At 70.0% G+C, this 26,192-nt stretch carries 26 protein-coding genes; 4 read left to right on the forward strand and 22 right to left on the reverse strand.

Annotation, left to right across the window (positions count from 1 at the left end; all coding sequences use genetic code 11):
• Positions 1-93: 93 nt before the first annotated feature.
• The 11 genes from DMC61_RS06945 to DMC61_RS06995 form a co-directional block, all read right to left on the reverse strand.
• On the reverse strand, positions 94-672 hold the full coding sequence (locus DMC61_RS06945) for an acireductone dioxygenase (RefSeq protein WP_125687706.1): 579 nt from the start codon (positions 670-672) through the stop codon (positions 94-96).
• On the reverse strand, positions 669-1,301 hold the full coding sequence (gene mtnB, locus DMC61_RS06950) for a methylthioribulose 1-phosphate dehydratase (RefSeq protein ID WP_125687708.1): 633 nt from the start codon (positions 1,299-1,301) through the stop codon (positions 669-671). Before mtnB ends, DMC61_RS06945 begins: the two co-directional genes overlap by 4 nt.
• Positions 1,298-2,014 carry an acireductone synthase gene (mtnC, locus tag DMC61_RS06955; protein WP_125687710.1) on the reverse strand — a complete coding sequence of 239 codons (717 nt, stop codon included), beginning with the start codon at positions 2,012-2,014 and terminating at the stop codon, positions 1,298-1,300. The genes mtnB and mtnC overlap by 4 nt, the downstream gene beginning before the upstream one ends.
• Positions 2,011-3,021, reverse strand: coding sequence for a methylthioribose-1-phosphate isomerase (locus DMC61_RS06960; RefSeq protein WP_125688133.1), 1,011 nt, complete (start codon positions 3,019-3,021; stop codon positions 2,011-2,013). Before DMC61_RS06960 ends, mtnC begins: the two co-directional genes overlap by 4 nt.
• Positions 3,021-4,151 carry an acyl-CoA dehydrogenase family protein gene (locus tag DMC61_RS06965; protein ID WP_125687712.1) on the reverse strand — a complete coding sequence of 377 codons (1,131 nt, stop codon included), beginning with the start codon at positions 4,149-4,151 and terminating at the stop codon, positions 3,021-3,023. Before DMC61_RS06965 ends, DMC61_RS06960 begins: the two co-directional genes overlap by 1 nt.
• Positions 4,148-4,876: a nucleoside phosphorylase gene (locus DMC61_RS06970; protein ID WP_125687714.1), complete on the reverse strand. Its 729-nt coding sequence runs from the start codon at positions 4,874-4,876 to the stop codon at positions 4,148-4,150. The genes DMC61_RS06965 and DMC61_RS06970 overlap by 4 nt, the downstream gene beginning before the upstream one ends.
• Positions 4,873-5,730 (reverse strand): ABC transporter permease, encoded by an 858-nt coding sequence (locus DMC61_RS06975; RefSeq protein WP_125687716.1) that lies wholly within the window; start codon positions 5,728-5,730, stop codon positions 4,873-4,875. Before DMC61_RS06975 ends, DMC61_RS06970 begins: the two co-directional genes overlap by 4 nt.
• Positions 5,727-6,725, reverse strand: a complete 999-nt coding sequence (locus tag DMC61_RS06980) for an ABC transporter permease (RefSeq protein ID WP_125687718.1) — start codon at positions 6,723-6,725, stop codon at positions 5,727-5,729. The genes DMC61_RS06975 and DMC61_RS06980 overlap by 4 nt, the downstream gene beginning before the upstream one ends.
• Complete coding sequence (locus DMC61_RS06985) at positions 6,722-8,239, reverse strand: ABC transporter ATP-binding protein (protein WP_233594722.1); 1,518 nt, start codon at positions 8,237-8,239, stop codon at positions 6,722-6,724. The genes DMC61_RS06980 and DMC61_RS06985 overlap by 4 nt, the downstream gene beginning before the upstream one ends.
• Positions 8,220-9,257, reverse strand: coding sequence for a BMP family ABC transporter substrate-binding protein (locus tag DMC61_RS06990; protein WP_233594723.1), 1,038 nt, complete (start codon positions 9,255-9,257; stop codon positions 8,220-8,222). Before DMC61_RS06990 ends, DMC61_RS06985 begins: the two co-directional genes overlap by 20 nt.
• A gap of 68 nt (positions 9,258-9,325) precedes the next feature.
• Positions 9,326-10,894, reverse strand: a complete 1,569-nt coding sequence (locus DMC61_RS06995) for a metallophosphoesterase family protein (protein ID WP_125687720.1) — start codon at positions 10,892-10,894, stop codon at positions 9,326-9,328.
• Positions 10,895-11,180: 286 nt separating this feature from the next.
• Between DMC61_RS06995 and DMC61_RS07000 the strand changes: the two genes are divergently transcribed.
• Both DMC61_RS07000 and DMC61_RS07005 read left to right on the forward strand, forming a co-directional pair.
• Positions 11,181-12,434 (forward strand): HNH endonuclease signature motif containing protein, encoded by a 1,254-nt coding sequence (locus DMC61_RS07000; protein WP_125687722.1) that lies wholly within the window; start codon positions 11,181-11,183, stop codon positions 12,432-12,434.
• A gap of 170 nt (positions 12,435-12,604) precedes the next feature.
• Positions 12,605-13,201: a hypothetical protein gene (locus DMC61_RS07005; RefSeq protein WP_370456391.1), complete on the forward strand. Its 597-nt coding sequence runs from the start codon at positions 12,605-12,607 to the stop codon at positions 13,199-13,201.
• A 44-nt stretch (positions 13,202-13,245) separates the two neighbouring features.
• On the opposite strand, the gene DMC61_RS07010 is transcribed toward DMC61_RS07005, so the two are convergent.
• The 10 genes from DMC61_RS07010 to DMC61_RS41920 all read right to left on the reverse strand — a co-directional run bounded on the left by DMC61_RS07010 (position 13,246) and on the right by DMC61_RS41920 (position 24,748).
• Positions 13,246-14,613 (reverse strand): replication-associated recombination protein A, encoded by a 1,368-nt coding sequence (locus DMC61_RS07010; protein WP_125687724.1) that lies wholly within the window; start codon positions 14,611-14,613, stop codon positions 13,246-13,248.
• Between the two features lie 43 nt (positions 14,614-14,656).
• Positions 14,657-15,505, reverse strand: coding sequence for an SGNH/GDSL hydrolase family protein (locus tag DMC61_RS07015; protein WP_125687726.1), 849 nt, complete (start codon positions 15,503-15,505; stop codon positions 14,657-14,659).
• Positions 15,506-15,580: 75 nt separating this feature from the next.
• A complete protein-coding gene (locus tag DMC61_RS07020; RefSeq protein ID WP_043848017.1) occupies positions 15,581-16,768 on the reverse strand; it encodes a phosphotransferase in 1,188 nt (395 codons plus the stop codon).
• Positions 16,769-16,847: 79 nt separating this feature from the next.
• Complete coding sequence (locus DMC61_RS07025) at positions 16,848-17,789, reverse strand: DUF389 domain-containing protein (protein ID WP_125687728.1); 942 nt, start codon at positions 17,787-17,789, stop codon at positions 16,848-16,850.
• Complete coding sequence (aspS, locus tag DMC61_RS07030; protein WP_125687730.1) at positions 17,789-19,561, reverse strand: aspartate--tRNA ligase; 1,773 nt, start codon at positions 19,559-19,561, stop codon at positions 17,789-17,791. Before aspS ends, DMC61_RS07025 begins: the two co-directional genes overlap by 1 nt.
• Before the next feature lie 101 nt (positions 19,562-19,662).
• On the reverse strand, positions 19,663-20,238 hold the full coding sequence (merB, locus tag DMC61_RS07035; protein ID WP_063274234.1) for an organomercurial lyase: 576 nt from the start codon (positions 20,236-20,238) through the stop codon (positions 19,663-19,665).
• 124 nt (positions 20,239-20,362) lie between these two features.
• A complete protein-coding gene (locus tag DMC61_RS07040; RefSeq protein WP_199749922.1) occupies positions 20,363-22,270 on the reverse strand; it encodes an intein-containing Rv2578c family radical SAM protein in 1,908 nt (635 codons plus the stop codon).
• 131 nt (positions 22,271-22,401) lie between these two features.
• The gene (locus tag DMC61_RS07045; RefSeq protein ID WP_125687732.1) at positions 22,402-23,349 is read right to left on the reverse strand and encodes a sucrase ferredoxin; all 948 of its coding nucleotides are present in this window, start codon (positions 23,347-23,349) and stop codon (positions 22,402-22,404) included.
• Positions 23,350-23,434: 85 nt separating this feature from the next.
• Positions 23,435-24,616: a cupin domain-containing protein gene (locus tag DMC61_RS07050; protein ID WP_125687734.1), complete on the reverse strand. Its 1,182-nt coding sequence runs from the start codon at positions 24,614-24,616 to the stop codon at positions 23,435-23,437.
• Complete coding sequence (locus DMC61_RS41920) at positions 24,617-24,748, reverse strand: hypothetical protein (RefSeq protein ID WP_005157133.1); 132 nt, start codon at positions 24,746-24,748, stop codon at positions 24,617-24,619.
• A gap of 171 nt (positions 24,749-24,919) precedes the next feature.
• Between DMC61_RS41920 and crcB (DMC61_RS07055) the strand changes: the two genes are divergently transcribed.
• Together crcB (DMC61_RS07055) and crcB (DMC61_RS07060) are read left to right on the forward strand one after the other, a co-directional pair.
• Positions 24,920-25,330, forward strand: a complete 411-nt coding sequence (gene crcB / locus DMC61_RS07055) for a fluoride efflux transporter CrcB (RefSeq protein ID WP_125687736.1) — start codon at positions 24,920-24,922, stop codon at positions 25,328-25,330.
• Positions 25,327-25,701, forward strand: coding sequence for a fluoride efflux transporter CrcB (gene crcB, locus DMC61_RS07060; RefSeq protein WP_125687738.1), 375 nt, complete (start codon positions 25,327-25,329; stop codon positions 25,699-25,701). Before crcB (DMC61_RS07055) ends, crcB (DMC61_RS07060) begins: the two co-directional genes overlap by 4 nt.
• 1 nt (position 25,702) lies before the next feature.
• Here the strand turns inward: crcB (DMC61_RS07060) and DMC61_RS07065 are convergent, their stop codons facing one another.
• Positions 25,703-26,128, reverse strand: a complete 426-nt coding sequence (locus tag DMC61_RS07065) for a MarR family winged helix-turn-helix transcriptional regulator (protein WP_016333033.1) — start codon at positions 26,126-26,128, stop codon at positions 25,703-25,705.
• Positions 26,129-26,192 lie beyond the last annotated feature (64 nt).

Below are 26,192 nucleotides of genomic sequence, written 5' to 3' on the forward strand. Positions count from 1 at the left end.
GAACGGTCCTTTCCTTGCGAAATTTGCAAGGAAAGGACCGTTCCTGGCATGCGGCACGTCATGAAAGGGCCGTTCAGGACATCCGGGAAGCGCTCAGTAACGCCCGGCGGTCAACTCGTCGAACCCCGGGAAATCCCCCGCCAGCGTCGCGCCGGTGAAGTTGCCGACCCACCCGCCGTCGTCGTGGAAGAACCGGACGGACACGTAGTCGGGCCGCGTCCCCATGTCGAACCAGTGCGTGGTGTTCGCGGGCACGCTCAGCAGGTCCCCCGCCTCGCACAGCACCGCGTACACCTTGCTCCCGACGTGCAGATAGAACACGCCGGACCCCCGCGCGAAGAAGCGGTCTTCGTCGTCGTCGTGGGTGTGCTCGGCGAGAAACTTCTGCCGGGCTTCGGCGGCCGTGGCCGCCCAGCCGGGTTCGTCGGACGGGGTCATGCGGACGGCGTCCACGAACGTGTAGCCCTCGGCCGCCGAGACCTTGGCGATCGGCTCCTCGTAGGCGGCCAGCACCTGCTCGGGCGTCACTTCGCGCGGCAGGTCCTCGACGAGGTCCCATCGTTCGAACCGGACGCCGAGCCGCCCCAGTTCGCCGGTGATCACGGCCGGATCCTCGGTCCTGAGCGCGATCTCGCCGGGCCGGTCGTCCGGCCATACGGTCAGCAGGGTCATCGCACTCCCCTTTCCTCTCCCACGAGTCTTGTCTCTACCCGGAACCGGAGCAACCACTCCAAACATTCCAGGCGATGACGCGCGTGGCGCAGGTCATCGCCCCAGACGTAGATCCCGTGCCGCGCGACGATCACCGCCGGGGTGTCCGCCCGGAACCCCGCCTCGAACGCGTCACCGAGGACACGCATGTCCTGGCCGTTGGCGATCACCGGGATGGTCACCACGTCGTCGTGCGCGGCGCGGCCGAAACCCTTGAGCATCTCCAGGTCCCGCAGTTCCACGCCGTCCGGCCAGTGCTCGGCGGCCACCACCGGCGCGAGCGCGTGCACGTGGATCGCCGCGCCCGCGCCCGACACCGCCGCGATCCGGGCGTGCAGTCCCGCCTCGGCCGAGGGCACCTTGTCCGGATGCGGCTGGTCCGCGACGGCCAGCCCGTCCGCGCCGACAACGACGACGTCGTCGCTGGTCAGCTCGCCTTTGTCCCGGCCGCTGACGGTGACCGCGACCCGCAGCGGATCGCGCCCGAGCACCACCGAGAGGTTGCCGGACGTGCCCCGCATCCAGCCCAGCCCGGCGAACCGGGCGGACTCCTCGGCGAGCGCGCGTCCGGCCAGTTCCAGCACACTCATCGAGGGACTACCTTGATCTCGTCGAACGTCCGGATCGTCCGGTGCGTCCCGAAATCCGCGTCACCGAACGGTTCACCCTCGCGGGCGAGCCCGACGGTCTGCCAGCCGTCGGCCGCCGCGCCGTCGAGTTCGGCCGGGACGTCGGAGAAGAACACGATGTCGCCCGGCTCGGCCTTCAGCGCGGAGGCGATCGCGCGGTACGACGGCGCCTCGCGCTTCGGCCCGGCGTTGACGGTGTCGAAATGCTTCTCGAACAGGCCGGTGACGTCGCCGTCGGTGGTCCGCGAGAACGACGCGATCTGCCCCGCGACCGAACCGGACGAGAACACCGCGAGCCGCAGCCCGGACTCGTGCCACGACCGCAGGGCCGGGGCGACGTCGCCGAAGAACTCCGTCGTGAGGTCGCCCTCGGCGTACCCGCGCTGCCAGATGAGGCCCTGCAACGTCTTCAGCGGCGCGATCTTCTGGTCCGCGTCCATCCAGCCGTGCAGCACCCGCACGACGTCCACAGTGGACGCGTCCGCCGCGAGCCCGCCGAGTTCCTTGATCCTGGCGACGGCGTCGACGACCTCCGGGTCTTCCGGGTGCTCGTCGATCCACGGGCCCAGCCGCGGGCGTGCGTAGTCGTAGAGGGTCACATGCACGTAGCTGGTGGCGGTCAGCGTGCCCTCGATGTCGAGGACCACCCATCGGGCGGTCAGCGTTGCGGTCACTGGTTCGCTTCCCCTTCTGCGTAGTACTCGCGGAGCCGTCCGGGTTCGAAGGCCCCGCGGTCGGTCACCACCGTGGTCACGAAACGCGGTGGTGTCACGTCGAAAGCCGGATAGTGCCCACGGGCGCGCTCGCCGGCGACGCGGTGCCCGAGCGCGCTCAGCACCTCGTCTCCGTCGCGGTATTCGATCGGCACGTCGGCGCCGGTCGGCGCGGCTTGGTCGGGCGCCTGGACCATGGCGTGGAACGGCACGCCGAACGCGTCCGCCGCCACCGCGAGTCCCAGCGTACCGATCTTGTTGACGACGTGACCGTCCATGGTGACGCGGTCGGCCGCGGTCACCAGCGCGCCGACCTCACCCGAGGCCAGCACCGCGGCACCCATGCCGTCGGTGATCAGCCGGGTGTCGGCACCCATCTCGGCGAGCGTCTCGGCGGTCAGCCGCGCGCCCTGCAGGTACGGCCGGGTTTCCGTGCAGAAGAAGGAGAACTCCTTGCCGTGGCGTCGCGCGGCGAGCACGAATTCGACGAGGTACAGATCCGCCCAGCAGTGCGTCAGCACGGTCGCCCCGGCCGGCACCAACGCGGCGGTGTGTTCGCCGAGCGCGCGGCTCCGCGACCGGTACAGCTCGTCACCCGCTCGCGCCCCGGCCGTCGCGGCCTCGACGAGGTCGCCCGCCGCTTTGTCCACTTCGGACAGCACGGCGGCGACGGCCTTGCGCAGATGGTTGTTCGTCTTGCGGGTCGCGACGATCCGCTCCCCCGCCCGCCGCAGGTACGCCCGCGGGTCCGCGTGCCCGGACGCCTCACGGGCGGCGAGCACCATCGCGCCCAACGCGGCGAAATACGGCCCAGAAGACTGTGTGACCATGTCTTCGATGGCGACCGCGACCTCTTCCGAGGTCCGGCAGAGCACCCATTCCCGCTCGAACGGGAAGACCCGGCGGTCGAGGATGTGCACGCCTTCGTCGTCGAGGCGGACGCTTTCGGCGAGGATCGGCGGCGTCATCAGCTGTACCCCGAGAGGCACGGCGGGATCCCGTTGAGGAAGTGGTCGCCGACCTCGCGTGCCTTGTACGTCACCGGATCGTGCAGGGTCAGCGTGCGGGCGTTGCGCCAGAAGCGGTCGAAGCCGTACTTCGTCGCCGTGGCCCGCGCGCCGGTGAACTCGAAGACCTTGCTCGTGGTTTCGACGGCCGCCCGGCTCGCCACGATCTTCGCCGACGAGATGGCGATCGCCGCTTCGGCACGCTCGGCGGGGGTCAGGTCGAAGCCGCGTTCGTCGGCCTCGCCGAGCGCGGAAACCGCCGCGTCGACGGCGAATCCGGCCGCTCGCGCCGTCGCGACCAGCTCGCCGTAGCCCGCCAGCGTGTACGGATCCTGGGCCGCTTTGTCCACATCGGACAGTGTCCATGGCCGGGCGGACTCCCGCGTGTAGACCGCCGCCGCGTCGAGCGCGCCGAACGCGAGGCCGACGTACACCTGCGCCAACATGAGCTGGAACCCGATCGCGGCCAGGGAGATCCGGGGCACCTTCGGATCGGACTGGTCCTCCGGCTGGGCGCCGAGCACGTCGTCGTGTGCGACGCGGACGGCCTCGAACCGCACCGCGCCGCTCGCGGTGAGCCGCTGACCGATGTTGTCCCAGTCACCGGGGAAGGTGATCCCCTCGGCCCGCGCGTCGACGACGAAGGTCAGCTTCTCGCCGTTGTCGGTCCTGGTCGCGCTGACCACCAGGCGGTCGGCGACGGCCGCGCCGGTCGCGAAGGTCTTGGTGCCCTCGACGGTGAACCCGCCGTCCGCCGGGGTCAGGAGCAGGGCGGCGTCGAGCGGGTTGCTCACGCCGGCCCAGAACCAGCCCGGTTCGCTCGCCGCGCGCGGCCCGAACAGGCCGGTACGCCACAGCTGCAGGTAGTGGTAGCCGAGCAGATGGCCGACCGACGCGTCCGCGGCGGAGACGATGCGGGTGGCCTCGTTCGCGGCCGCCCAGCCCGCGGTGTCGAGCAAGGGCAGCAGCCCGGACTCGCGCAGCAACGCGACCTCGGCGACGGGGAGCCGTCCGGCCAGATCACGCTCGGCGGCGTCCGCCGCCAAGGTGCCCGCCAGCTCGTGAGCCGCCTTGCGCCACACTTCGGTCATTCCGCCCCTTCCACGTCGATGAGAGCGTCGAGGGCCACGCGCGTAGCCCTCGCCACCCCCTCGGCCACGACGTCGCGATGCGGGTCGTAGGCCGACGGGTCGGGGTGCTCGGGCCGCGCGTCGCCGTCGATCACGAGCACACCACCGGCCCGCAGGCCGCGCAATGCCGCGAACACCAGCAACGTGGAGAGTTCCATCTCAATGGCGATCACCCGCGCGGCCAGGTACTCGGCCATCGGGAGGGTGAGCACCAGCGGGCTGAACGCGGCCCGCGTCCACACCACGCCCCGGTGCGCCTCCGGTGCCACGCGGCTCAGCGCCACGACGAGCTCCGGGGTGGCGAACGCCGGGTACTCCGGATGGATGAGCTGCTGGGTGACGCCGTCGTCGCGGACCGCCGCCTCCGCGATGACGAGGTCGCCATCGGTGATCCCCTCGGCCAGCGAACCGGCGGTACCGAGCCGCAGGAACGTGCGGACGCCCGCTTCGGCCAGCTCGCCGAACTGGCACAACGCGCCGGGACCGCCGACGCCGTGCGACGACACGGCGACCGGGACGCCCTTCCACGTGCCGGTGTAGCTGCGGTACTCACGGTTCTGGCCGACGAGGACGGCATCCGTCAGCGACCCGGCCACCGCGGTCGCGCGGTCGGGATCGCCCACGACGAGGGCGCGTGGCGGCAGTCCGTGCCGGGGGATCTTGGTGATGGGCAGGACGTCGCTCACGCGGGCTGTCCCTTCTTGCGCTTGAAATTGGACAGGAACAGCGCCACGAGCGTGACGACATACGGAGCGGCGTCGGTGGCCTGCTGCGGCAACCCGATGCCCTGGAGCCGGAAACCGAACGCCTCGGCCAGGCCGAACAACAGCGCCGCGAGCAGCACGCCGAACGGATGCGCGCGGCCCAGCATCACCGCCACGACGGCGATCCAGCCGCGGCCGGCGGTCATGTTCTCGGCGAAGAGCGTCACCGAGCCCAGCGCCAGTTGCGCGCCGCCGAGACCGCACAGTGCTCCCCCGGCGAGGATCACGCCATAGCGGTACTTGGTGACGTTGACGCCGAGGCTGGACGCCGCCTCCGGGCGCTCCCCGACCCCGCGCAGCCGCAGCCCCCACGGATGCCGGTAGAGCAGCACCGCGAGCGCGGGCACGGCCAGCCAGGAGAGGTAGACCAGCAGCGACTGCCCCGGGATCGGGCCGAACTCGCCCAGCCCTTGCAGCGACGGGTCGCTGAAGGAGCCTTCGGTGCCGAAGACGGTGCGGATGAGGAAGCTCGTCAGGCCGACCGCGAGCAGATTGCTCGCGACGCCCAGCACGATCGGGTCACCGTCGAAGGTGATCGAGCCGATCGCGAGGATCAGCGAGTAGGCCGTCGCCGCGAGCACCGCCACGACGACGCCGATCCACGCGCTGCCGGTGTACCAGCTGCCGGCGACCGCGCCGAAGCAGCCGACCAGCAGCGAGCCTTCGAGGGAGATGTTGAAGACCCCGGCCCGCTGGCACAGCGCGCCCGCGAGCGCGGCGAACAGGATCGGTGTCAGCGCGGTGAGCGCCGAGGAGAACAGGCTCGCGTCGATCATGCCCGCCTCGCCTTCCGCTTGAAGACGCCCGAGGTCGCCGCCAGGAAGATGATGAGCACCGCCTGCAGGACCGCGGTGAGTTCGCGCGGGACCTGGGTGGCGCGTTCCATCGCGAACCCGCCGCTGGTCAGCGCCGCGAAGAAGACCGCCGCGAGCAGCGTGCCGAGTGGGCTCGCCCCGGCGAGCAGCGCCGCGAGCAGGCCGATCCAGGTGTACTGCGGCGTGATCAGCGCGCCGTCGATGAACCGGTACGGGAAACCGAGGACGGCGATCGCGCCGACCAATCCGGCCGTCCCTCCCGAAGCGGCCAGCAGCCGAAGCGTGAGTTTCGGCCGGTCGATGCCGGCGTAGGCGGCGAACCGCGGCGCCCAGCCGGTCACCTTGGTCTCGAAACCGGCGGGCGTGCGGGCGTCGATCACCGCGTAGAGCGCGATCACCGCCACCACCAGGAAGATCCCGGTCGTCACGCCGTCGATTTCGGGCAACCGCGCGGACATCTGCGGGCTCTGCGGCAGGCTGGAACCGGCGTCCTTCATCGGGAACCGCACCAGATACCCGGCGAGCGACATCGCCGGGTAGCTCAGCAGCAGCGTGCTGATGAGCAATGGGACGCCGAGCCGGTTCTCGCAGACCGCGGCCAGCGCGGCGTACGCGGCTCCGGCGGCGATGCCCGCGAGCAGCGCGAGGATCACCTTCACCGGCCCGGGCCCGGGCACGTACAGGCCGACGGCGAGCGCGCTGATCGCGCCGAGCACCAGCTGGCCCTCGCCACCGAGGTTCACCATGCCCGCGCGCAGCGGGATCGCGAGCGCCGTGGCCATCCCCGCGACGGGGACGGCGTAGGCGAGGGTGTCGCCGATGCCGTCGGGCCCGAACGCGCCGGAGACGATCGCGCCGTACGCCGCCAGCGGGTCGGTTCCGGTGGCCAGCAGCAGGATCGCGCCGAGGACGAGCGCCGCGGCGACCGGGACGGCGATGAGACGGACGCGGGTCATCCGGCACCTCCGGCCATCGCGAGCCCGACCGTGTGCTGATCGGCCTCGTCCTTGGTGAACTCCGCGACGATCCGGCCTTCGAACAGCACCAGCACCCGGTCCGACAACGCGAGGATCTCGCTGAGCTCGGCGGAGATCAGCAGGACGGCGTGCCCGGCGTCGCGATGGGCGACGAGCCTCGCGTGGATGTTCTCGATCGCGCCGACGTCGACGCCGCGAGTGGGCTGTTCGACCAGCAGGAACGGCGCGTCGTGGGTGAGTTCACGGCCGAAGATCGCCTTCTGCTGGTTGCCACCGGACAGCGTGCCCATCGCGGCGGCGGGGCCGGACGCGCGGACGTCGTAGTCTTCGATGATCGCCGAGGCGTGGTCGTCGATCGCCTTGCGGCGCAGGAAGCCCTTGCGCACCAACGGCCGCTTGCGATGGAAGCCGACGGCCAGGTTCTCCCGGAGTCCCGCCGTGGGGGCCGAGCCGACCTCGGCGCGGTCTTCCGGGACATGGGCGAGCCCGGCGTCCCGCCGTGCACGGACCGACAGGCCGTCCAGGTTCTGTCCATTGAGGACTATGGATCCGCCGGTCTTCAGGAGACCGGTGATGGCGCCGGAGAGCTCGGCCTGCCCGTTGCCCGCGACCCCGGCGACGCCGACGATCTCCCCGGCGCGCACGGTCAGGGACACGTTGTCCAGCAACGGTTTTCCTTCCACACCGGGAACGGTCAGGGAACGGGCTTCGAGGACGGTCTCGCCAGGTGTCCCGGCCGGGTGGACGCGATCGAGGTCGACCTCGCGCCCGGTCATCGCCGCGGCGAGCCCGGCGGCGGTCTGGTCCGCCGTGCGCCCACGGGCGCTGACGCGGCCGTCGCGCAGCGCCGTGACGTGGTCGCTGACGGCGAGGACCTCCTGGAGTTTGTGCGACACCAGCAGGATCGTGCGGTCCTCGGCGGCGAGTGCGCGCAGCACGCCGAACAGCCGCTCGGTCTCGGGCGGGGTCAGCACGGCGGTGGGTTCGTCGAGGATCAGCACTCCGGCGTCGCGGTACAGCAGTTTGAGGATCTCGACGCGCTGCCGCAGCCCGACCGGCAGGTCGCGGACCCGGTCACCGGGCCGCAGCCGCAGTTCGTGCCGTTCGATCAGTTCGGTGACGCGGGCCGTCGCCGCCTTGCGGTCCAGCAGGCCGCGGCGGGTCGGTTCGCTGCCGAACACGACGTTCTCGGTGACGGTGAGTTCGCCGAACAACGCGAACCCCTGCTGCACCATGCCGACACCGGCGTCGATGGCCTGTGCTGGCGAGCCGAAGGAGACTTCCTCGCCGTGCAAGGAGATCGTACCCTCGTCGGGCCGATGCAGACCGTAGAGCACGGACATGAGCGTCGATTTGCCCGCGCCGTTCTCCCCCATCAGGGCGTGGATCTCGCCCCTGCCGACGTCGAGGTCGACGTGGTCGTTCGCGAGCACTCCGGGGAACCGCTTGACGATCCCCCGGAGTGAGACGGCGTCAGGACTTGGCGGGGTCATCGACGACGATCGCGCCCGAGATGATCTGGTCCCGCAGTTCGCCCACCTTGGCCAGCACGTCGGGGTGGCTCGCGACGACGCACTGCGAGGTCGCGGCGTCCGGCTCCAGCCCGGTCAGGGAGATGCCTTTCTCCTTGACACCATAGGACTTCGTCTCGCCGGTCTTGCCGCCGAGGATCGCGTCGACCCCGTCGCCGACGACGACGTTGGTGCGTTTGATGACGTTGTCCACGACCTGGCCGGGGCTGGCCGGGCACTGGTTGGCGTCGACGCCGAACGCGAAGAAACCGCCCTGTTTGGCCGCCTCGAACACGCCGAGGTTGCCCGCCGCGGAGGCCGCGCCCATGACGTGGTCGACGCCCTGACCGGCGAGCGTGGCGGCCAGCGCCTTCGCCCGGGCGGGGTCGTTGAACGGGTTCGCACCACCGATGAACAGCGGGGCGAGGGTGGTGCCGGGCTTGGCCTTCTCGGCGCCCTGCCCGAACGGGATCGAGTACCGGCGGAACTGGGGCGCGTCGAGCACGACGACCGCGCCGACCTTGCCGCTCTTGCTCAGCAGCCCGGCTTCGGCGCCGGCGAGGTAGCTGCCCTCGTGCTCGCGGAAGGTCGCGCAGGTGACGTTCGGGAACGGCTTGGTGGTGCAGGAGTCCACGAACAGGAACTTCTGCTCGGGATTGCGCTCGGCCTCGGCGGCGATCGCGTCGGCGAAGTTGAAGCCGACGGCGACGATCACGGCGGGCTTCTCGCGCACCGCGGCCGCGAGGTTCTGCTGGATCGAGGCGGGATCGGTGCTCTGGTAGACCTTTTGTGTTCCGTTGTGCTTCTTGGCCGAGTCCTCGATGCCCTGGACGGCGAGCTTGAGGAAGTCGTTGACACCGACCGGGCTCGGCGTGATCAGGACCAGCGCGGGCCCGGCGGCGTTCCGCGCGGCCGGATCCTTGGCCGAGGCGTTGCACGCGGCGAGGAGCGTGACGGCGGAAACGGCCATGACGGCCCGCAGGAGGGTTCTCGGCGACATGTCCCGGACTGTATGTCTCCAGTCCACGATATGGCACCGAGTCCCACCATGCGGAACCGTGTAGGGCGTTATACGTCGCCTGGGTCGGCGCCCAGGACAGCGGGCCGCGACCGATGGAGACCGGCGGTGCGGCGCAGGGTGAACCGGTCGATCTCGGCGCCGTCGTTGCGGAGGGTCCGCACGGTCAGCGTCGTCCGGCGGCCGGCCCAGGCCGGCTCGACGTCGATCGCGAGGAACGAGTAACCGGTGTAGCGCACCCGCGACCAGGACACGGTCTCCGTCACCTTCTCGCCACCCTTGACCCAGTGGTACGACTGGAACTCGCCCGCGAACGTATCGGGCACCGGGAAGCTGTAGAGACTCTTCCCGCCGCCACCACAGGTCGCGTACACAGTGCCGTCGCGGTCCGGCTCGACGGTGTCGCCGATCTTGACCTCGCGGGTCACCTTGCCGCCGCGCAGGGCGTCGGTGCGTTCGTAGATGTGGTTGTGCCCGTTGATCACGAGGTCGACCCGGTACTCGTCGAACAACGGGACCCACTGCTCGCGGACGCCGCCCTCGGACGCGTGCTGGTTGGTCGTCGAATAGGCGCAATGATGGAAGAACACCACGATGAAATCGACGTCCGGCTGCGACCGCAGATACCGCAGGCGGCGTTTGAGCCAGGCCGTCTGGGAGCCGTGCGAGTAGCCGAGGTTGGCGGGGATCTCGTAGGAGACGTCGTTGGCGTCGAGCGAGATCACGCCGACGTTGCCGTAGATGAAGGAGTAGACGCTGGGGCAGTCGTGCGGGCCCGTGCCGGGGAAATCCCAGCGTTTGACCTGGCCGCCGTAGCCGTCGGGCGAGTAGAGGGCCTCCATGTCGTGGTTGCCGGTGGTGACCATCCACGGCACCGACGCCGCGACACCCTCGATCTGGCGGTAGTAGGCGTCCCAGACCTTGGGGTCGAAGAGATCGTGGTCGGCGTCGGGCTTGGAGCCGGGCGGTTTGCCCGCACCACTCGGATCGGCGTACGCGATGTCTCCCGCCAGCAGGTGGAAACGCGGGTTCTGGCGCGCGACGGCGCCGTCCTGCGCGAGCGCCGTCGTCGAGACCCCTTGGTCGCCGAAAGCGGTGAAGGTGAACTTGCCCGCCGGGATCCCCCGCGCCGGCGCGGTGGTGAACGTCGAGATCGCGGCGGGCCCGCCGTCCCCCGAAGCCGGGTCGAAACCCTCGTGCCCGACGGCGTACCGGTAAGTGTGGCCGGGCCAAAGATGGTCGGCCTCGGCATGCAGGTAGTACTGGTCGTACGGCGCGATGACCCCGGCGACTTCGGAATGCAGCGCGCGAACCTCGGCCGGGATGCGATGACTCCAGCCGCCGTGCCCGTCGGCGATCCGCAGGAACGGCTTCCGCACCGGCGCCGGCACCTGCCACGCGACCCGCATCGACGTCCGCGGATTCCGGCCGAACGCGAGATGCCGCCCCGCCGGGACGACCTTGTCGCCGTCGGCGTACGCGGTGCCCTGCAACAGAAGCGGACCGGCCGCGAGGACGGCGCCCTTCAGAATGGTGCGTCGGCTGAGGAATTCGTGTTGTTCGGCCATCGTGAGGCGCGAGGCCAGAGCGTCGGGAACACCGACCCTGGGGATTTCCATGCGCGGCATCGTCGCCGACGGACATGTTCGGCTCGCGACGGTGAGACCAACGGGAGTGGTCGAACTGTCCAGGGTGGGATCAAGGGGTTCTCAAGCGGGCTTTACCTTTGTCCCGCATTTAGTCGACTAACTGCGGCGTGCCCTTCGCATTTAGCCGACTAAATGCGAGTCGCTTAGGGTGATTCGGCGTTGGCGCCTGTTTCATCCTTCGGTGTTGTTCGCACAGTTTGGCTTGTTGCTTAAAATTACGAACACATGTTCGACGAATTTGCGGTATTATTGAGGGGTGTCCGAGACCTTCCTCCCCGAACTGCCGCAGGAGCTGTGGCGCGCCGGCAAGCTGGAGCTTGCCCATGGCGTGCAGCAGTCCTTGCAGGTGATTCGCATGGCGACCGCTTGTTTGGGGCGGTTCCTGGCGGAGATCGAGTCTCGTGGCGTCAAAGACTTATACGGGCACGGCAGCACGGCCAGCTGGTTCGCGGAGATGGCGGGGTTGTCGCGCGGCGAAGCGGGCGCGGTGGTGAAGCGGGCTCTCGCCCTGAACCCCACGCGGGCTCTGGACGGGAGCGAGGTTCCGCCTGTCGCGCCCGCCACCGCTGCTGTCGCCGCTCAGGGGTTGGTCGGGGATGAGCGGATCGATCAGATCCTGGAGATCTTGAAGAAGCTCCCCGCCGACACCTCGGCTGAGGATCGGGAGACTGCGGAGAAGATCCTCGCGGACCTGGCCCCGAACGCCGGACCCCGGCAACTCTCCAAGGCCGAGACGAAACTGATGGGTTGGCTCAACCCCGACGGCAACGAGCCGAAGGATCCCGAGCCCAAGGAACCCCGTCGCGAGATCACCCTGGAACGCCGCAGGGACGGCTTCTGGAAACTCACCGGCCTCCTGGACGACGAGACCGGTGCCCGCACCGCCGCCGCTTTGGAAGCACACTCCCAGCCGCGGCCGGTGGACGAGTTCGGCCAGGCGGATTTGCGGATGAAGTGCGAACGCATGGGGGACGCCTGGGCCGAACTCCTCGACCTGGCCATCGCCTGCCCGGACCAGCCCGGCACCAGCGGTTACCGGACCCTCGTCCACGTCACCATCGGGCTTGAGGAACTGAAGTCCGGTCTCGGCACCGCGTGTCTCGACTTCGTCGGCACGATAACCGCCCGCGAAGCCCGACTCGCCGCCTGCGACTGCCTCATGCTGCCGGTCGTCATGGGCACCTCGGGCGAGCCACTGGACATGGGACGGCTGCGAAGATTCGTCACACCCGGCCAGAGACGCGCGTTGAACATCCGCGACGGCGGCTGCGCCTTCCCAGGCTGCCACCGAAAACCCAAGAACTGCCACGCCCACCATATCGAGCACTGGGCAGACGGCGGACCCACCGACCTCCGGAACCTGGTCCTGCTCTGCGGTTTCCATCACCGCCTGATCCACCACGGCGACTGGGAAGTACACGTGGCAGCCGACGGACTACCAGAGTTCATCCCACCCCAATACCGAGATCCGCTCCGACAACCCCGGCGTAACACGCTGCATCACGTCTAGGCCCCGAGGAGCCCGCCAGCCAACCACGCGACGGGCCCCTCGGCATGCCCAGCGCCGGCCACGACCGGTGACCGTGCGGATTTCGGGACATCTGACGCCCGAAAGCCATCCTCATCCGTTCCTAACGGACGACCACCCTGGTCCGCGCGGCGGCCCGGGGCGAGGGCGGGGTGCTCGTCCTGCGCGGTGAGCCAGGGATCGGCAAGAGCGCGCTGCTGGACCACGTCGGGGAGGCGACCGCGGGGGAATTCCAGCTCATCCGCGCCTCCGGGTCGGAATTCGAGGGCGAACTGCCGTTCGCGGCGCTGCACCAGCTGTGCGTTCCGGCGCTGGCGCACCTCGACACGCTGTCGGGTCCGTACCGCGAGTCCCTCCTCGTCGCCTTCGGGCTGGCCGACGACGCGCATTGGCTCGACACCGCCTCGGCGAGGGCGTTGACGTTCCTGGCGAGGCGGATCGCGGCCGAGCCGATCGCGATGGTGTTCGCCGCCCGCGACCGGGATCCGGTCCGCGGGCTGGACGAACTGCCCGGGCTCACGATCGGCGGCCTGAGCGACGCGCACGCGCGTGCCGTGCTGGCCGGCGAGAAGACCGTGACCGGACCGATCACGCACGACTGTGTGGATTTCAGGTCATCCAACGCCCCGAAATCCACACAGTCCGTCGTCACCGAACCGATCACGACCCGTCACCGTCTCAGCGGCAAAACCCCGTCTCCAGGTACGCCCGCCACTGCGCAAGAGATCGCTCCGCAGGACACACCCTGATCAACGACCGTTACCGATCACGGCGACAGTGCGCCGAACGCGGGCTACCGCTCCCCCCGAATGGTCCTCCGCAGCTTCGGCACCCGCTCGTACAACGTCCGCTCCGCCCCGCGCTGCGTCGGCTCGTAGTAGTCCCGCCCCACCAGCTCGTCCGGCGGATACTGTTGCGCCAGAACACCTTCCGGCACTTTCTGCGGATGCCGGTAGCCCTTCGCGTTGCCGAGTTTCTCCGCCCCCGCGTAATGCCCGTCGCGCAGATGCGGCGGCACCGTCCCGATCCGCCCGGACCGGACGTCACTGAGCGCGGCGTCGATACCGGTGATGATGGCGTTCGACTTCGGCGCGGTCGCCAGGTGCACGGTCGCCTGCGCCAGCGCGAGACGGCCTTCCGGCATGCCGATGAACTGCACCGCGTGCGCCGCCGCGATGGCCGACTGCAACGCCGTCGGGTCGGCCATGCCGATGTCCTCGCTCGCGTGCACGACCAGGCGCCGGGCCAGGAACCGCGGGTCCTCCCCCGCCTCGATCATCCGCGCCAGATAGTGCAACGCGGCGTCCACGTCCGATCCCCGGATCGATTTGATGAACGCGCTGATGACGTCGTAGTGCTGGTCGCCGTCGCGGTCGTACCGCACCGCCGCCTTGTCCACTGTGGACTCGACGATGGCGAGATCGATCGTCTTGGCCTCGGTCGCGCTCGCCGCGTCGGCGGCCGCTTCCAGTGCGGTGAGCGCTCGCCGCGCGTCGCCGGACGCCAGCCGCACCAGATGTGCCCGCGCGTCCTCGGTCAGGGTGAGTTCGCCGCCGAGACCGCGCTCATCCACCAGCGCGCGCTCGATCAGCGCGACGATGTCGGCGTCGGTCAGCGGCCGCAGCTGCAGCACCAGTGACCGCGAGAGCAGCGGCGAGACCACCGAGAACGACGGGTTCTCCGTGGTGGCGGCCACCAGCAGCACCGTCCGGTCCTCCACCGCGCCGAGCAGGGCGTCCTGCTGGGTCTTGGAGAACCGATGGACCTCGTCGATGAACAGCACCGTGTTCTCGGCGTTGTAGTTCCGGCGGCGGCGGGCCTCCTCGATGACCCCGCGTACCTCCTTCACCCCGGCCGACAGCGCCGACATCGCCACGAACCGGCGGCCGGTCGCGGCCGAGACGAGGTTCGCCAGCGTGGTCTTGCCGGTACCCGGCGGGCCGTAGAGCAGCACGGAAGCGGGGGCCGCGCCTTCAACGAGCCGTCGCAGCGGCGCGCCCTCACGCAGCAGGTGCTGCTGGCCGACGACCTCGTCGAGCGTCCGCGGCCGCATCCGCACCGCCAGCGGCGACCCCGCCGGTACGGCGACCTCCCTCGGCTCGGCCGGCTCCGGCGGCGGACCGAGGTCGGGGTTCACGGTGAAGAGTTCGTCCTGTGCCACGGTGTCGACGGTAGCCGTACCCACCGACGGTTCCGGCCACAGGTCAGCGCAGCCGCTCCCGGAACGAATGCCACATGATCACGGCCGCGTACGGCACGAACTCACGCCCCCGCCGCCACACCCACGGGATGCCCTTGAGCACCAGCCAGCCGACGTGCCCGGCGGTACTCGGCTCCACGCCTCCCGAGCAGGTCAGGCTGACCGGCTCCGGCACCGCGAACCCGGCCTCGGCGAGCCGTTCGGTGAACCCGGTCGCCAGCATCCGGTGCCCGAGTTCCGACGGGTGCAGCCGGTCGACGCTCCACGCGGTGAGGTCGTAGGCGCCGGGCAGCAGTTCGAGGTCGAGGCACGGTACGCCCTCGCGTTCGACGACCCCGTCGATGGCGGCGTTCAGCTCGGCCACCCGCTGGCTCAGCGCGCGCCGCAGCGACTGCGGGAGGCGGAACACCTTGCCGTGGTCGTGATAGCGCACCGGGACCACGACGGTGCCGACGGCGGCCAGCGAACGGATCACCTCGGTGAGGTCCGCGGCGATCTTCTCGGCGCTGAAATCGGGGCGCAGCGTGTCGTTCATGCCCGCCACCACCAGCGCGACGTCCGGCCGGTGCGCCACGGCCGCCGGAAGCTGCTTCGTCAGCACGCAGCCCATGCGCGCTCCGGTGAACGACGGGTTCAGGTAGCCGTCCGGCTCGACGCCGAGCGCGGCGGCGACGAGCGGGCCGACCCCGCGCCAGCCGCCCCGGCCCGGAAGGGGGTCGCCGAGGCCCACGGCCGTGGAATCGCCGAGCACGACCAGTCTGCGGGCGGACCGCGGGACGGCCGGTGCGGGAGGAAGGAGGGGTTCGGGACTCGGAGTGACTTCGACACTGATCACGGTCACGGTAGCCACCATCGGCCACGCAGACTCACCCGCGGTGATGCCTGGGTAACGCGGCGAGGACGGCCGAGCGAAAAGTCCGTGCGGCGGTTACCGGAACGCCGGATAGAAGGCGAGATCGGCGTGCGGACCGAGCCGGGCACCGAGCGCCGCGGCGACCCTGGTGGCGTGCTCGGAGATATGCGTCAGACGGGCACGCAGCGAATGTTTGGCCAGCTCCCGCCACCAGGTGACCAGCGCGGCCTCCCGGCTGATCGGCGTCGCGTGCCGGTCAAGGTCCAGTTCCGGGAGGATCTCCCAGGTCAGCACCCACAGCAGGAGCAGCTGACCGTCCATCAGGTGCTCGGCCAGCGCGTCCTCGTCCGCGAGCCCCGGCCAGACCGAGACGACCTCGGACCGCCAGGCCGCGATCATCGCCTCGCTCATCCCCGGCGGCAGGGCCAGCGCGTCCGCGCTCGACGCGAACGGGAGCCGCAGGTACGCCACGTCCATCAGGGTGCTGCGCACCCGCCCGCGTTCGAAATCGAGGAACCGCACTCCGCCGCTGGTCACGAGGTTGTTGTCCGGGCTGAGATCGACGGGGCTGAACGCGCGGTACGACGGCGCGCCCGCCCGCTCGGCGACCTCCATCACCCGCCGTTGCACCGGCTCCGGCGTCTCGACGTCGAGCAGTTCCTCCAGCACACCCGGCAGCTGCGCGCAGACCGCGGGCAGCGGCGCGTCCTCGTTCTTGACCGGGCCGCCGAGGCGGCGCAGCAGCGCGTTGAAATCGGGCTCGCGGCTCGCGGTGGTCGCGTGCAGCCTGCCCAGCGACCGGGCCCAGGACAGCAACGCGCGTTCGGCGCCGCGGGCGTCACGGGCGTGGAGTTTGTCGTGCAGTGTCGGGACGCCGCCGAGATCCTCGATCACCAGGACCCGGTCCCGGCCGTCGTGCGCCAGCAGCTCCGGGCACATCCGGTCCTCCGGCGCGAGCGCGGTGAACAGCTGGTAGCTGACCGCCTCCTGCGCGAACGGATCGGGCCGTCCCGGTTCGGGTGGATCGGGGTAGTGCTTGATCACCAGGGTGCGCGGCAGCGCGAACGGCGACGACGCCACCCGCGCCCGCACGACCGTGGCCGGGCCGCTGCCGGCGAGGTCCTCGGGGGCGACAAGGGTGATCGCGCTGCCGAATCGGCGCGTGAGGACCGACTCGCCGGCGGCGACCGCGGCCGCCACGGCGAGGGTTTCGGCTCCAGCTCCGACGGTCGAATCGTCGGCAGAGGAGGTATCGACTGTCATTGCCACCGACCCTACTCGTGACTGAGCAACCATGACCACTGAGATCCGGGCAATCGCGCGCACTGGCGCGATCGAGGACTCATCCGCGTGAAAGCGGACGTTCCGTCACCCTCGATCGTTGCCCACGACGGCGCAATGTCAGCACAATGGCCGCAGCTGCAACGATTCCGATGAGATTGACCAGCAGCTGTCCGGCCGAATAAAGGCACCGTTCCCACTGACCGGCAACCGCCGCGACCACCGCGTAACCGGCCGCGGGCACCGTCGTCACCGAGATGAAGACGCCCACGAGCGCGGCGGATTTGGCCGACGTCATGGAAAGCATGCCCGCGGCGCCGGCGAGGAGCGCGACGATCAGCGACGCGATTCCCACCTGGTAAACGAAATCCACCTCGTGGTTGTCGGCGAGCTTGCTGACCTCGAGCACGCCGGTGGCGTTGCCCACCAGCACCACGCCGAGCGTGATCACCATGGCGATCGGGAAGCCGCCCAGCAACGCGAGGGCACCCTGCTTCACGAGATCGCCGCGGCGCAGCACCAGGCCGACCGCCATCGCCGCCAGCGGCCCGAATTCCGGCCCCACGACCATGGCGCCGACGATGGTGACGGCCGAGTTCGTGATGACGCCGACCGCCGCCAGCAGGCAGGCAATGGTCAGGAATGCCTGAAATGTCCAGGTGAGCCGGGACTCCTCGCCGGAGCGGCCGACGAGTTCCTGCCACACCACCGCGTCCGCGCCTTCACCCGGCGCGGCCTCCTCGGCCTTGTCGGCGGCGTCGGACACCGCGGTGTCCAGTGCTTCCAGCGTGATGCCGCCGGTGTGGTCGAGGTCGAGCCCGCACAGCGACTCGATGATGTCGTCGGCCGCCTCACGGGCGATGTCCGCCTCGATCAGGTCGCCCTCGGGCTCGACCGCCACCCCGTGATGCACGACGAGGTGCGCGGTCCCGGTGTGCGCCCGCAGGATCCGGATCGCTTCGCCGGTCCGGTCCGGCGGGCACACGGCCCTGAGGTGGAGCATCAGTTCTTGACGGGCGGCGCGGGCTTGGCGTCGATGCCCGCCTCCTTGCGCTGCTCCGCCGTGATCGGGGCGGGAGCGGCGGTCAGCGGGTCGAACCCGCCACCGGTCTTCGGGAACGCGATCACGTCACGCAGCGACTCGGCCTTGGCCAGCAGCATGACGATCCGGTCCCAGCCGAACGCGATCCCGCCGTGCGGCGGCGGGCCGAAGGCGAAGGCGTCGAGCAGGAAGCCGAACTTCTCCTGCGCCTCCTCCTCCGACAGGCCCATCAGCTCGAAGACCTGCTTCTGCAGCTCCTGCTGGTGGATACGGATCGAGCCGCCGCCGATCTCGTTGCCGTTGCAGACGATGTCGTAGGCGTAGGCCAGCGCGTTGCCGGGGTCGTCGGCGAGTTTGCCGATCCACTCCGGGGTCGGCGAGGTGAAGGCGTGGTGCAGGGCCTTCCACTTGCCGCCGCCGACGGCGACGGCGTCGGACTCCTCGGCCGAGATGAACATCGGGAAGTCGACGACCCAGACGAACGACCAGGCGTTCTCGTCGATCAGGCCGAGACGGCTGCCGATCTCGAGCCGGGTGGCGCCCAGCAGCGCCCGCGCGTCGGCGGGCTTGCCGGCGGCGAAGAAGACGCAGTCGCCGGGCTTGGCGCCGACGGCTTCGGCGACCGTCTCGCGCTCCTTCTCCGACAGGTTCTTCGCGACCGGCCCGCCGAGCGTGCCGTCCTCGTTGACCAGGATGTACGCGAGCCCGCGGTGGCCGCGCTGCTTGGCGAAGTCCTGCCAGGCGTCGAGGGTGCGGCGCGGCTGGTCGGCCCCGCCCGCCATCACGACGGCGCCGACGTACGGCGCCTGGAACACGCGGAACGGGGTGTCGGCGAAGAACGCCGTCATGTCGGTGAGTTCGAGGTCGAAGCGCAGGTCCGGCTTGTCCGAGCCGTACTTCTCCATCGCCTCGGCGTAGCTGATGCGGCGGAAGGGCTTCGGGATCTCGGCGCCGATCAGCTTCCACAGCGCAGTCACGATGTCCTCGCCGAGCGCGATGACGTCGTCCTGCTCGACGAAGCTCATCTCGATGTCGAGCTGGGTGAACTCCGGCTGCCGGTCGGCGCGGAAGTCCTCGTCCCGGTAGCAGCGCGCGATCTGGTAGTACCGCTCGAGGCCGCCGACCATGAGCAGCTGCTTGAACAGCTGCGGCGACTGCGGGAGCGCGTACCACGAGCCGGGCTTGAGCCGGGCCGGGACCACGAAGTCGCGGGCGCCTTCGGGGGTGGAGCGGGTCATGGTCGGGGTCTCGACCTCGACGAACTCCTGGGCGTGCAGCACCTCGCGGGCGGCGCGGTTGACCTCGCTGCGCAGGCGCATCGCGGCCGCGGGGCCGCTGCGGCGCAGGTCGAGGTAGCGGTGCTTGAGGCGCACCTCTTCGCCGACGTCGACGCGGTCGTCGATCGGGAACGGCAGTACGGCGGCCTCGGAGAGCACCTCGAGCTCGGTGACCAGCACCTCGATCTCGCCGGTGGGGATCTCGGCGTTGGCGTTGCCCTCCGGCCGCTTCGAGACCTCGCCGACGATGCGGACGCAGTACTCGGAGCGCAGCTGGTGGGCGCGCTCGGCCATCTCGCCCTCGCGGAAGACGACCTGGCTCACGCCGCTGGCGTCGCGCAGATCGATGAAGATGACGCCGCCGTGATCGCGCCGCCGGGCCACCCATCCGGTGAGGGTGACCGTCTGACCGGCGTGCTCGGCACGCAAGGTGCCGGCTTTGTGGGTGCGAAGCACTGCGGGTGCTCTCCTTCGGCATCACGATTCTGCGATTCGACGGCTTCTCGCCGACGTCAAAGGCTAACGAATCGCCCGTGATGCCTCGCGACCAGGTGTTCTCAGATCGTCGGCCAGGCCTCCAGCGCGGCGACCATCCGCCGCGTGTGCGCCAGATAGTCCGGCACGGACAGGACCCGGCCGTCGATGTTCTCCAGCAGCCAGCCCGAGGCCGCCTCTTTGGAGGCGAAGAACCCCGTGCAGACCAGCGCCTCGACGTAGTCCTGGCCGAGGGCGAGGTCGATCCCGGACAGCCGTGACGCGGCGACCACGGCGTGCGGCGGGTCGACGCTCAACACCCTCTCGCGGGTGAAGTGGACGCGGACGCGTGCCCCGGTCGCCGGGCAGACCGCGTCCGCGTGCACGGGTTCGCCGGTCGCGACGGCCAGGAGGAACAGGTCGACCCGGTACCGGTCGGAGCCCGGCCGGTCGGCCGGGCGCGAGCCGCGGTCCATCACGACCAGGCCGTCGCGGATGACGAAGCCCATCAGGTCCATCAGACGGTGCGCTTCGGCCGGGTCCATGCCGACAGTGGCGGCGAGTCTTCCGATGGCGATGGGGTGTCTGCCCGCTCTGGTCAGCTTGGTCGCGGCCCAGGCGATGCGGACAGCGGCGGTGCGATCCGTACGGGTGGTCAACAGGCACCTCCTCGCCTTCGTCCCCTTGAGATTAGGCACGAAAAGGTTTTCCGCCAAGCCACTGCGCCGAACGGCCGAACCCGTTGTGCGGTAAGACTTTCGGACACTCCGGGCGAAAGTGCGCCTACAGCAGTTTGAGCTGCTCGGCCGGCGGTACCACCGCCTCCCCGGAACGCTGCACGGGCATCGTCACCTGCATTCGTTCCCCGTCGTCCGCACGGGAACCGAAGCCGTGACGACGCAACAGCGGGCCGACCCTGGCACCGAGCCGCTCCCGATAGGACTTCGGGAGATACGCGCCGCGCGAGTACAGCTCGCGGTATTTCGGCACCAGCTCCGGATGTTCCCGGCCGAGCCAGCGCGCGAACCATTCCCGCGCACCCGGCCGCAGATGCAGCGGCAGGACGGTGACCCGGGTGGCACCGGCTTCGGCGAGCCGTGAGAACAGGGCGTCGAGCGCGGCCACCGAATCGGTCAGGTACGGGAGCACGGGGGCGACCAGCACCGAACACGGCAGCCCGGCGTCGCGCGCCTTGCGGATCAGGTCGAGCCTCGCCCGCGGGCTCGGCGTCCCCGGCTCCAACCGGTGTTGCAAATCCTCGTCCAGCAGCGCGAGCGAGATCGCCAGCCCGGCGGGCACATCCTTCGACACCGTTCCCAGTAACGGGAGATCCCTCGCCAGCACGGTTCCCTTGGTCAGGATCGACAGCGGCGTGCCCGAATCGGCCAGTGCGGTGATGATGCGCGGCATCAGCTTGTACCGGCCTTCGGCGCGTTGGTAGGGGTCGGTGTTCGTGCCCATCGCGACGTGCTCGCGTGTCCAACTCGGCCGCCGCAGCTGCGCGGTCAGCACCTCGGGCGCGTTGACCTTCACGATCACCTGCGTGTCGAAATCGCGTCCGGCGTCGAAATCCAGGTACGTGTGGGTGTTCCTGGCGAAACAGTTGTGCGTGACCATGCCGTCGGCGATGAAGTCGCCCGTGCCGGTGGTGATGTCGAACAACGGCAGCTCGATGCCCAGCGGCTCGATGGACGTCACCTTCCGTCTCGTCCGGCCGATGGGGAGGCCGTCGAGCGACCGTTTCCAGCCGACGGCGGGGTCGGCGAGCTGGAAGAACCGCACCTCCTCCGCCGGGCCGCCGAGGATCTGCACCGTCCACAGCGGACGAAACTTGGCGTTTTCGCTTCTGACGTAACGGAAGCCGAAGTTCCCCAGCGCGGAACAGAAGGTGGAGACGATGTCCTGCTCGTCGTGGGTGACGCGCAGCGCGCCGTGCCGGTAGCTCCCCGCCAGGTCGAACAACCCGGCCAGGAATCCGCGCAGCCAATGGGAATCCGGCGACGGCGGCACCTGCACGAAACCGACCGACGCACCGAAATCCGGCAGGTAGCGCAGCGCACGGTCGGCGGCGTCCTTCTCGGCCGAGAACCCGCCGGAGCGCAACATCCCGCACAGATACCCGGCGCGGTAGCCGAGGGTGTCGTCCGGAGTGCGCGCGAGCCTCCCGACGCCGACGAGTTCGGTGCCGCCGACCAGGTGCGGCCGTTGCGCCGCGCCGAACCGGGTGCCGGTGACGTGTTTCCAGCCGCGGCCGGTCAGGAACCGGTGATCGCCGCTGGCCACGATGGACGTTCCGTCGTCGAGGGACAGGCGGTACGCCGGTTTCAGCGTCGACCAGTGCGCGAGGACCTTCGTCGGCACCAGGCGGCGCCCCGCGCCACGCCCGCGCGTCCCGTAGATCGCGTCGCCGGGCGCCAGCTCAGCCAAGGGCTTCGTCCGGCCGTCGGCCATCAGGACCGGCGTCCCGCCTTCGAGGCAGTACGTACACGCGTGAGAGCAACCGCGGTACGGGTTCACCGTCCATCCGAAGGGGACACCCGAGCCCTCGGGCACCTTGTTCAGCACGGATTTGGCGTGCACCTCGTGAAAGGTGACGCCGTCGAACTCGGGCGTGCGCACCGAACGCAGCAGCCCGTCCAATCCGGGCAGTACCGGCTCGCCGCCGTCCGCCCGCTGTCGATCCCATCGCACCCGGCCAGTCGAACACACGTTCTAGACAGGTGTCAAACATATGTTCGAACGAGGGTGATCTTCGCAGCATTTAGTCCTCTGGATGCGGTGGTTGCGCGTGCAAGGACCGCATCCAGAGGACTAAACGCGAGCTAGAGCTTCGTGATCTCGTCGGCCACGTATCCGGCGGGTTGGATCAGCCCCGCGCACCGGCTTTCCCCGCGCGGCGCGGCCGAACGCCGCCGCACCGTCACCGAGTAGAAGTCCTCGCCGCCGCGCACGGTGACGACCCGCGCGTCGGATTCGAGCAGCGGCTCCTCCTGCACGGCGAGCACGTCGTCCAGACCGGGGAGGTCCAGCCGCCGCCGGAGCGCGATCTCCGCGAACTGCGCCCACGCCGTCCGCGCGGATGTCCGGCCGCGAAGCTGCTCCGGCTCGACCTGACCACGCAGCGCGGCCTTGGCGACCAGTGCCGCCTCGGCCGGGTTCAGCTGGCCGTGCAGGAAACCGTCCGGGACCACCAGCAGGTTGCCCGCCCAGCGATCGCCGCCGACGTGGCTGACCTCCCAGGCCCGGCCGGGGTGGTTGGTGTTCAGCGTCGAAGCCAGCGGGCGGCCGAGGACCGCGCAGCACATGTCCTTGGTGCCGTGGGTGCAGACCAGGAACAGCGGCCCGTCGACCCGGGTACCGAGCCCACCGGTGCCCTCGGCGACGGCTTCGAGGTCCAGCTCGGCCAATTCACCCAGGTCGTGGATCTCGAGGCGTTCCAGCCAGCGGTTGCCCGGTTCACCCCCGCCGACGTACACGGAACGGGGACGGTCCGGGTCTCGCTGGTGTTTGCCGGGACGACGGATGAGCAGCGGACGGAGCCCGTGCGACCGTCTCAAGTTTTCGAGCAGCTCACGGCGCTCGGCGGGGAAGGCCTCGTCGAGGACGTTCTCCAGCGCGTCCGCGGGCCAGGGGCCCGGCTGCTCGATGAGCAGCCAGCACCGCATGTCCGCCGCGGTGCCGGCGGGGCTCGCCCCGAGCATGCGCGCGACGGTGGCGCAGCCCGGCAACGCGGCGGGCGGCGCTTGCGTGTCCGAGAGCTGAGCGGTCATCGGCTGACCCCTCCGGACCTCACCTTAGGCATGCCTTAGCTTACCCCGTCCGGGCTCCCTCCACACTTCTCGCCTCCTGTGACTTTCAGCCGATCGAGAGCAATCCCTGCGTGGTGAGCTCGCCGAGGAACGCCCGCACCGTCCCCCGATCGAGTTCGGACAGCTCGGCGAGTCGCTTGACCGCCTGCGGCGTGCCGTCGAGCAGCGCCTTCAGCAGCGGGGCCGCGGCTCCCGCGAAAACGAACCGTTTCCCGTCCGCGAGCAGAGTCACCCGGCCGTCACCCTCTTCGAGCATCGCCCTCGGGACGAGGAACCGGACCTCGGTCTCGTCCCCGTCCGGCAGCAGGCCGGGGGTCGCCGCCCAGGGCAGGCCGACGCGCGGATGCGCCGGGGCCGCCGAGTCGCGTTCGGCGAGGAACCTGTCGACGACGTCGGTGGTCAGCGTGGCTTCCAGTTCCGCGCGCAGTGCCGCCGCGCGGGCCGCGCGCTCCTCCGTCGTCCCGAACCTCGGGAGGTCCTGCCGGAAAGCGGTGCTCGCCCGCAGCTTGTCGGCGAGCCACGAGACGAGGTCGATCCCCGTCGCGGGGCTGAAGCCGAGCGTGAGATGCAGCGACATCTCCCCCACCGCGGTGACGTCGTGCCAGTGCCCGCGCGGGACGTAGAGGACTTCGCCGTCTTCGAGGACGAAGTCGTCGATCGGCTCACCGGGCCGCTCGGGCTGCTCGACGTCGCGATGCAGCGGGGCGGGCCTGGTCGGGCCGTGCATCCGCCAGCGTTTGCGGCCGGCGACCTGGATGATGAACGCGTCGTGGTCGTCCCAGTGCACGTCGAAGCCGTGGGTCACGCCCCAGCCTGCGTACAGGTTGACCTGGACGCTCTCGCGGAGGTCGTGTTCGAGACTCCTGGCGAGATCGCCGATCGGGTCGCTGAGTTCCTGGATGGCGTCGAGCACCATCGTCGCGCCGCCGCGCAGGTGCTCGGTGAACGGAGCGGCCTGGAGGCGGGGGACGGTGCCACTGCGGCGGGTGGGGACGAGATCGGTGTAGCTCTCCATGGGCACCGGGGTGCCGTCGAGCGCGAGGCGCAGTCGCGGGAACTCCAGGCGGTGCTGCCGGAGGATCGCGTTCAGCGCCGGCCACGGCAGCAGGTCGGCGAACCGGCCCGCGCGGCCTTCGAAACGGCGGTAGGTCTCGCCCTGGACGTCTTGGAAGAACTGGCTGACCCCGAGCGGAGCCACGAGGTCAGCCAGCGTCGGCGTTCCGGGCACTCAGCCGTCGTTGCCGTCGTTGTCGGCGGCCGCGCCGTTCGCCTTCCCGCGGTCGACCGCGGTCGGGATCTTCTCGACCTCCAGCAGCAAACCGCTGTCGGGAGCCTGCGTACCTGACTGTTCCTGTGCCATCCTGCCACCTTTTTCTAGACGAGCGGACGGACCGAAAATCGGCCTGGAGCGCCGCCAAGCCTACGACACGTTTCCGGAAAATTCACTGCCCAGCAGGGAAAAACGGCCTTGTGAGCGATCTTCGACACCGTGGCGCCAGTTCACCCGGACAGCGGTTCTAAGCTGCCATTCATGGCTGAACCGGCATCCGTCCCCCGCCCGCGCTGGGACGCGTTCGCGGCCATCGGGGCGGGTGGCGCGCTGGGCAGTCTCGCCCGCTACGGCCTCTCCGTCGCGGTCCCCCACTCCCCCGGCCGGTTCCCGCTTTCCACCTTTGCCACCAACGTTTCCGGGTGCCTGCTGATCGGTGTCCTGATGGCGCTGCTGACCGCGGCGAAGAAACCGCACAGACTGCTGCGGCCGTTCCTCGGGGTCGGGATCCTGGGCGGCTACACCACGTTCTCGACCTATGCGACGGACACACTCGATCTTGTGACGGCGGGACGTCCGTTCACCGGGTTGGCGTACGCGTTCGCCACGGTGGCCGCCGCACTGGTAGCCGTCTACGCCGGACACGAGATCACCCGCGCGGTGAGGAAATGACCGTTCTGTTCGTCGCGCTCGGCGGCGGCCTCGGCGCGATCCTGCGGTTCCTGACCGACCGGCGCGTCCAGGCCTGGCGGAAATCCGCGTTCCCGTGGGGCACGCTCACGGTGAACGTCGCCGGCTCGGTGATCCTCGGCGTGCTGACCGGCTGGGCCCTGCACGGCGGTCAGCCGGACGCGGTCCGCGCGCTGCTGGCCGTCGGTTTCTGCGGCGGGCTCACGACGTTCTCGACGTTCGGGTACGAAACCCTGCTGCTGTTCACCGGAAAGACGCGAGCGCGCGCCGTGCTGTACGTCGGCGTCACGATGGCCGCCGGGATCGGCGCCGCGGCGATCGGACTGCTGATCGCGTCCGCGATCTGGCCCTGACTCAGTCTTCGGGCGCCATCCGCCACGCGGCCGCCGCGATCGCCTCGCGCTGCTCCGCCGGGAGGTCGGCCGCCATCTCCTCCAGCTTCTCGACGACGCCTTCGTGGGCGGCGTTCGCGAGCCGGAGCCCTTCTTCGGTCAGCGTGATCTTGAGCGCGCGGCGATCACAGGAATCCGCGACCCGCTCGACGAGCGCGCGCCTCTGCACACGGTCCACCAGCCCGGTGACGCTGGACTTCTCGAGGTTCAGCATCTTGCCGAGGTCGGTCATCCCGACGCCCGTCTCCCCCTGGGCCAGCACGCAGAGCAGCTGCGCCTGCTGCGGCGTGAGGTCGTGGGACCGGCCGACGTCGATGAAAGCCCGCTGCACGAGATGCGAAAGCCGCACTAGCGCCGTCGCGAATCCGAGATCTTCGGCCGTGGTCATGACCGGAGTCTACTTGACGATCGTTCGGAGTACGAACTACTGTAGTTCGCAGTACCAACATTAC

The organism is Amycolatopsis sp. WAC 04169 (assembly GCF_003947535.1).
In the GTDB taxonomy this organism is placed as follows: Bacteria; Actinomycetota; Actinomycetes; order Mycobacteriales; family Pseudonocardiaceae; genus Amycolatopsis; species Amycolatopsis keratiniphila.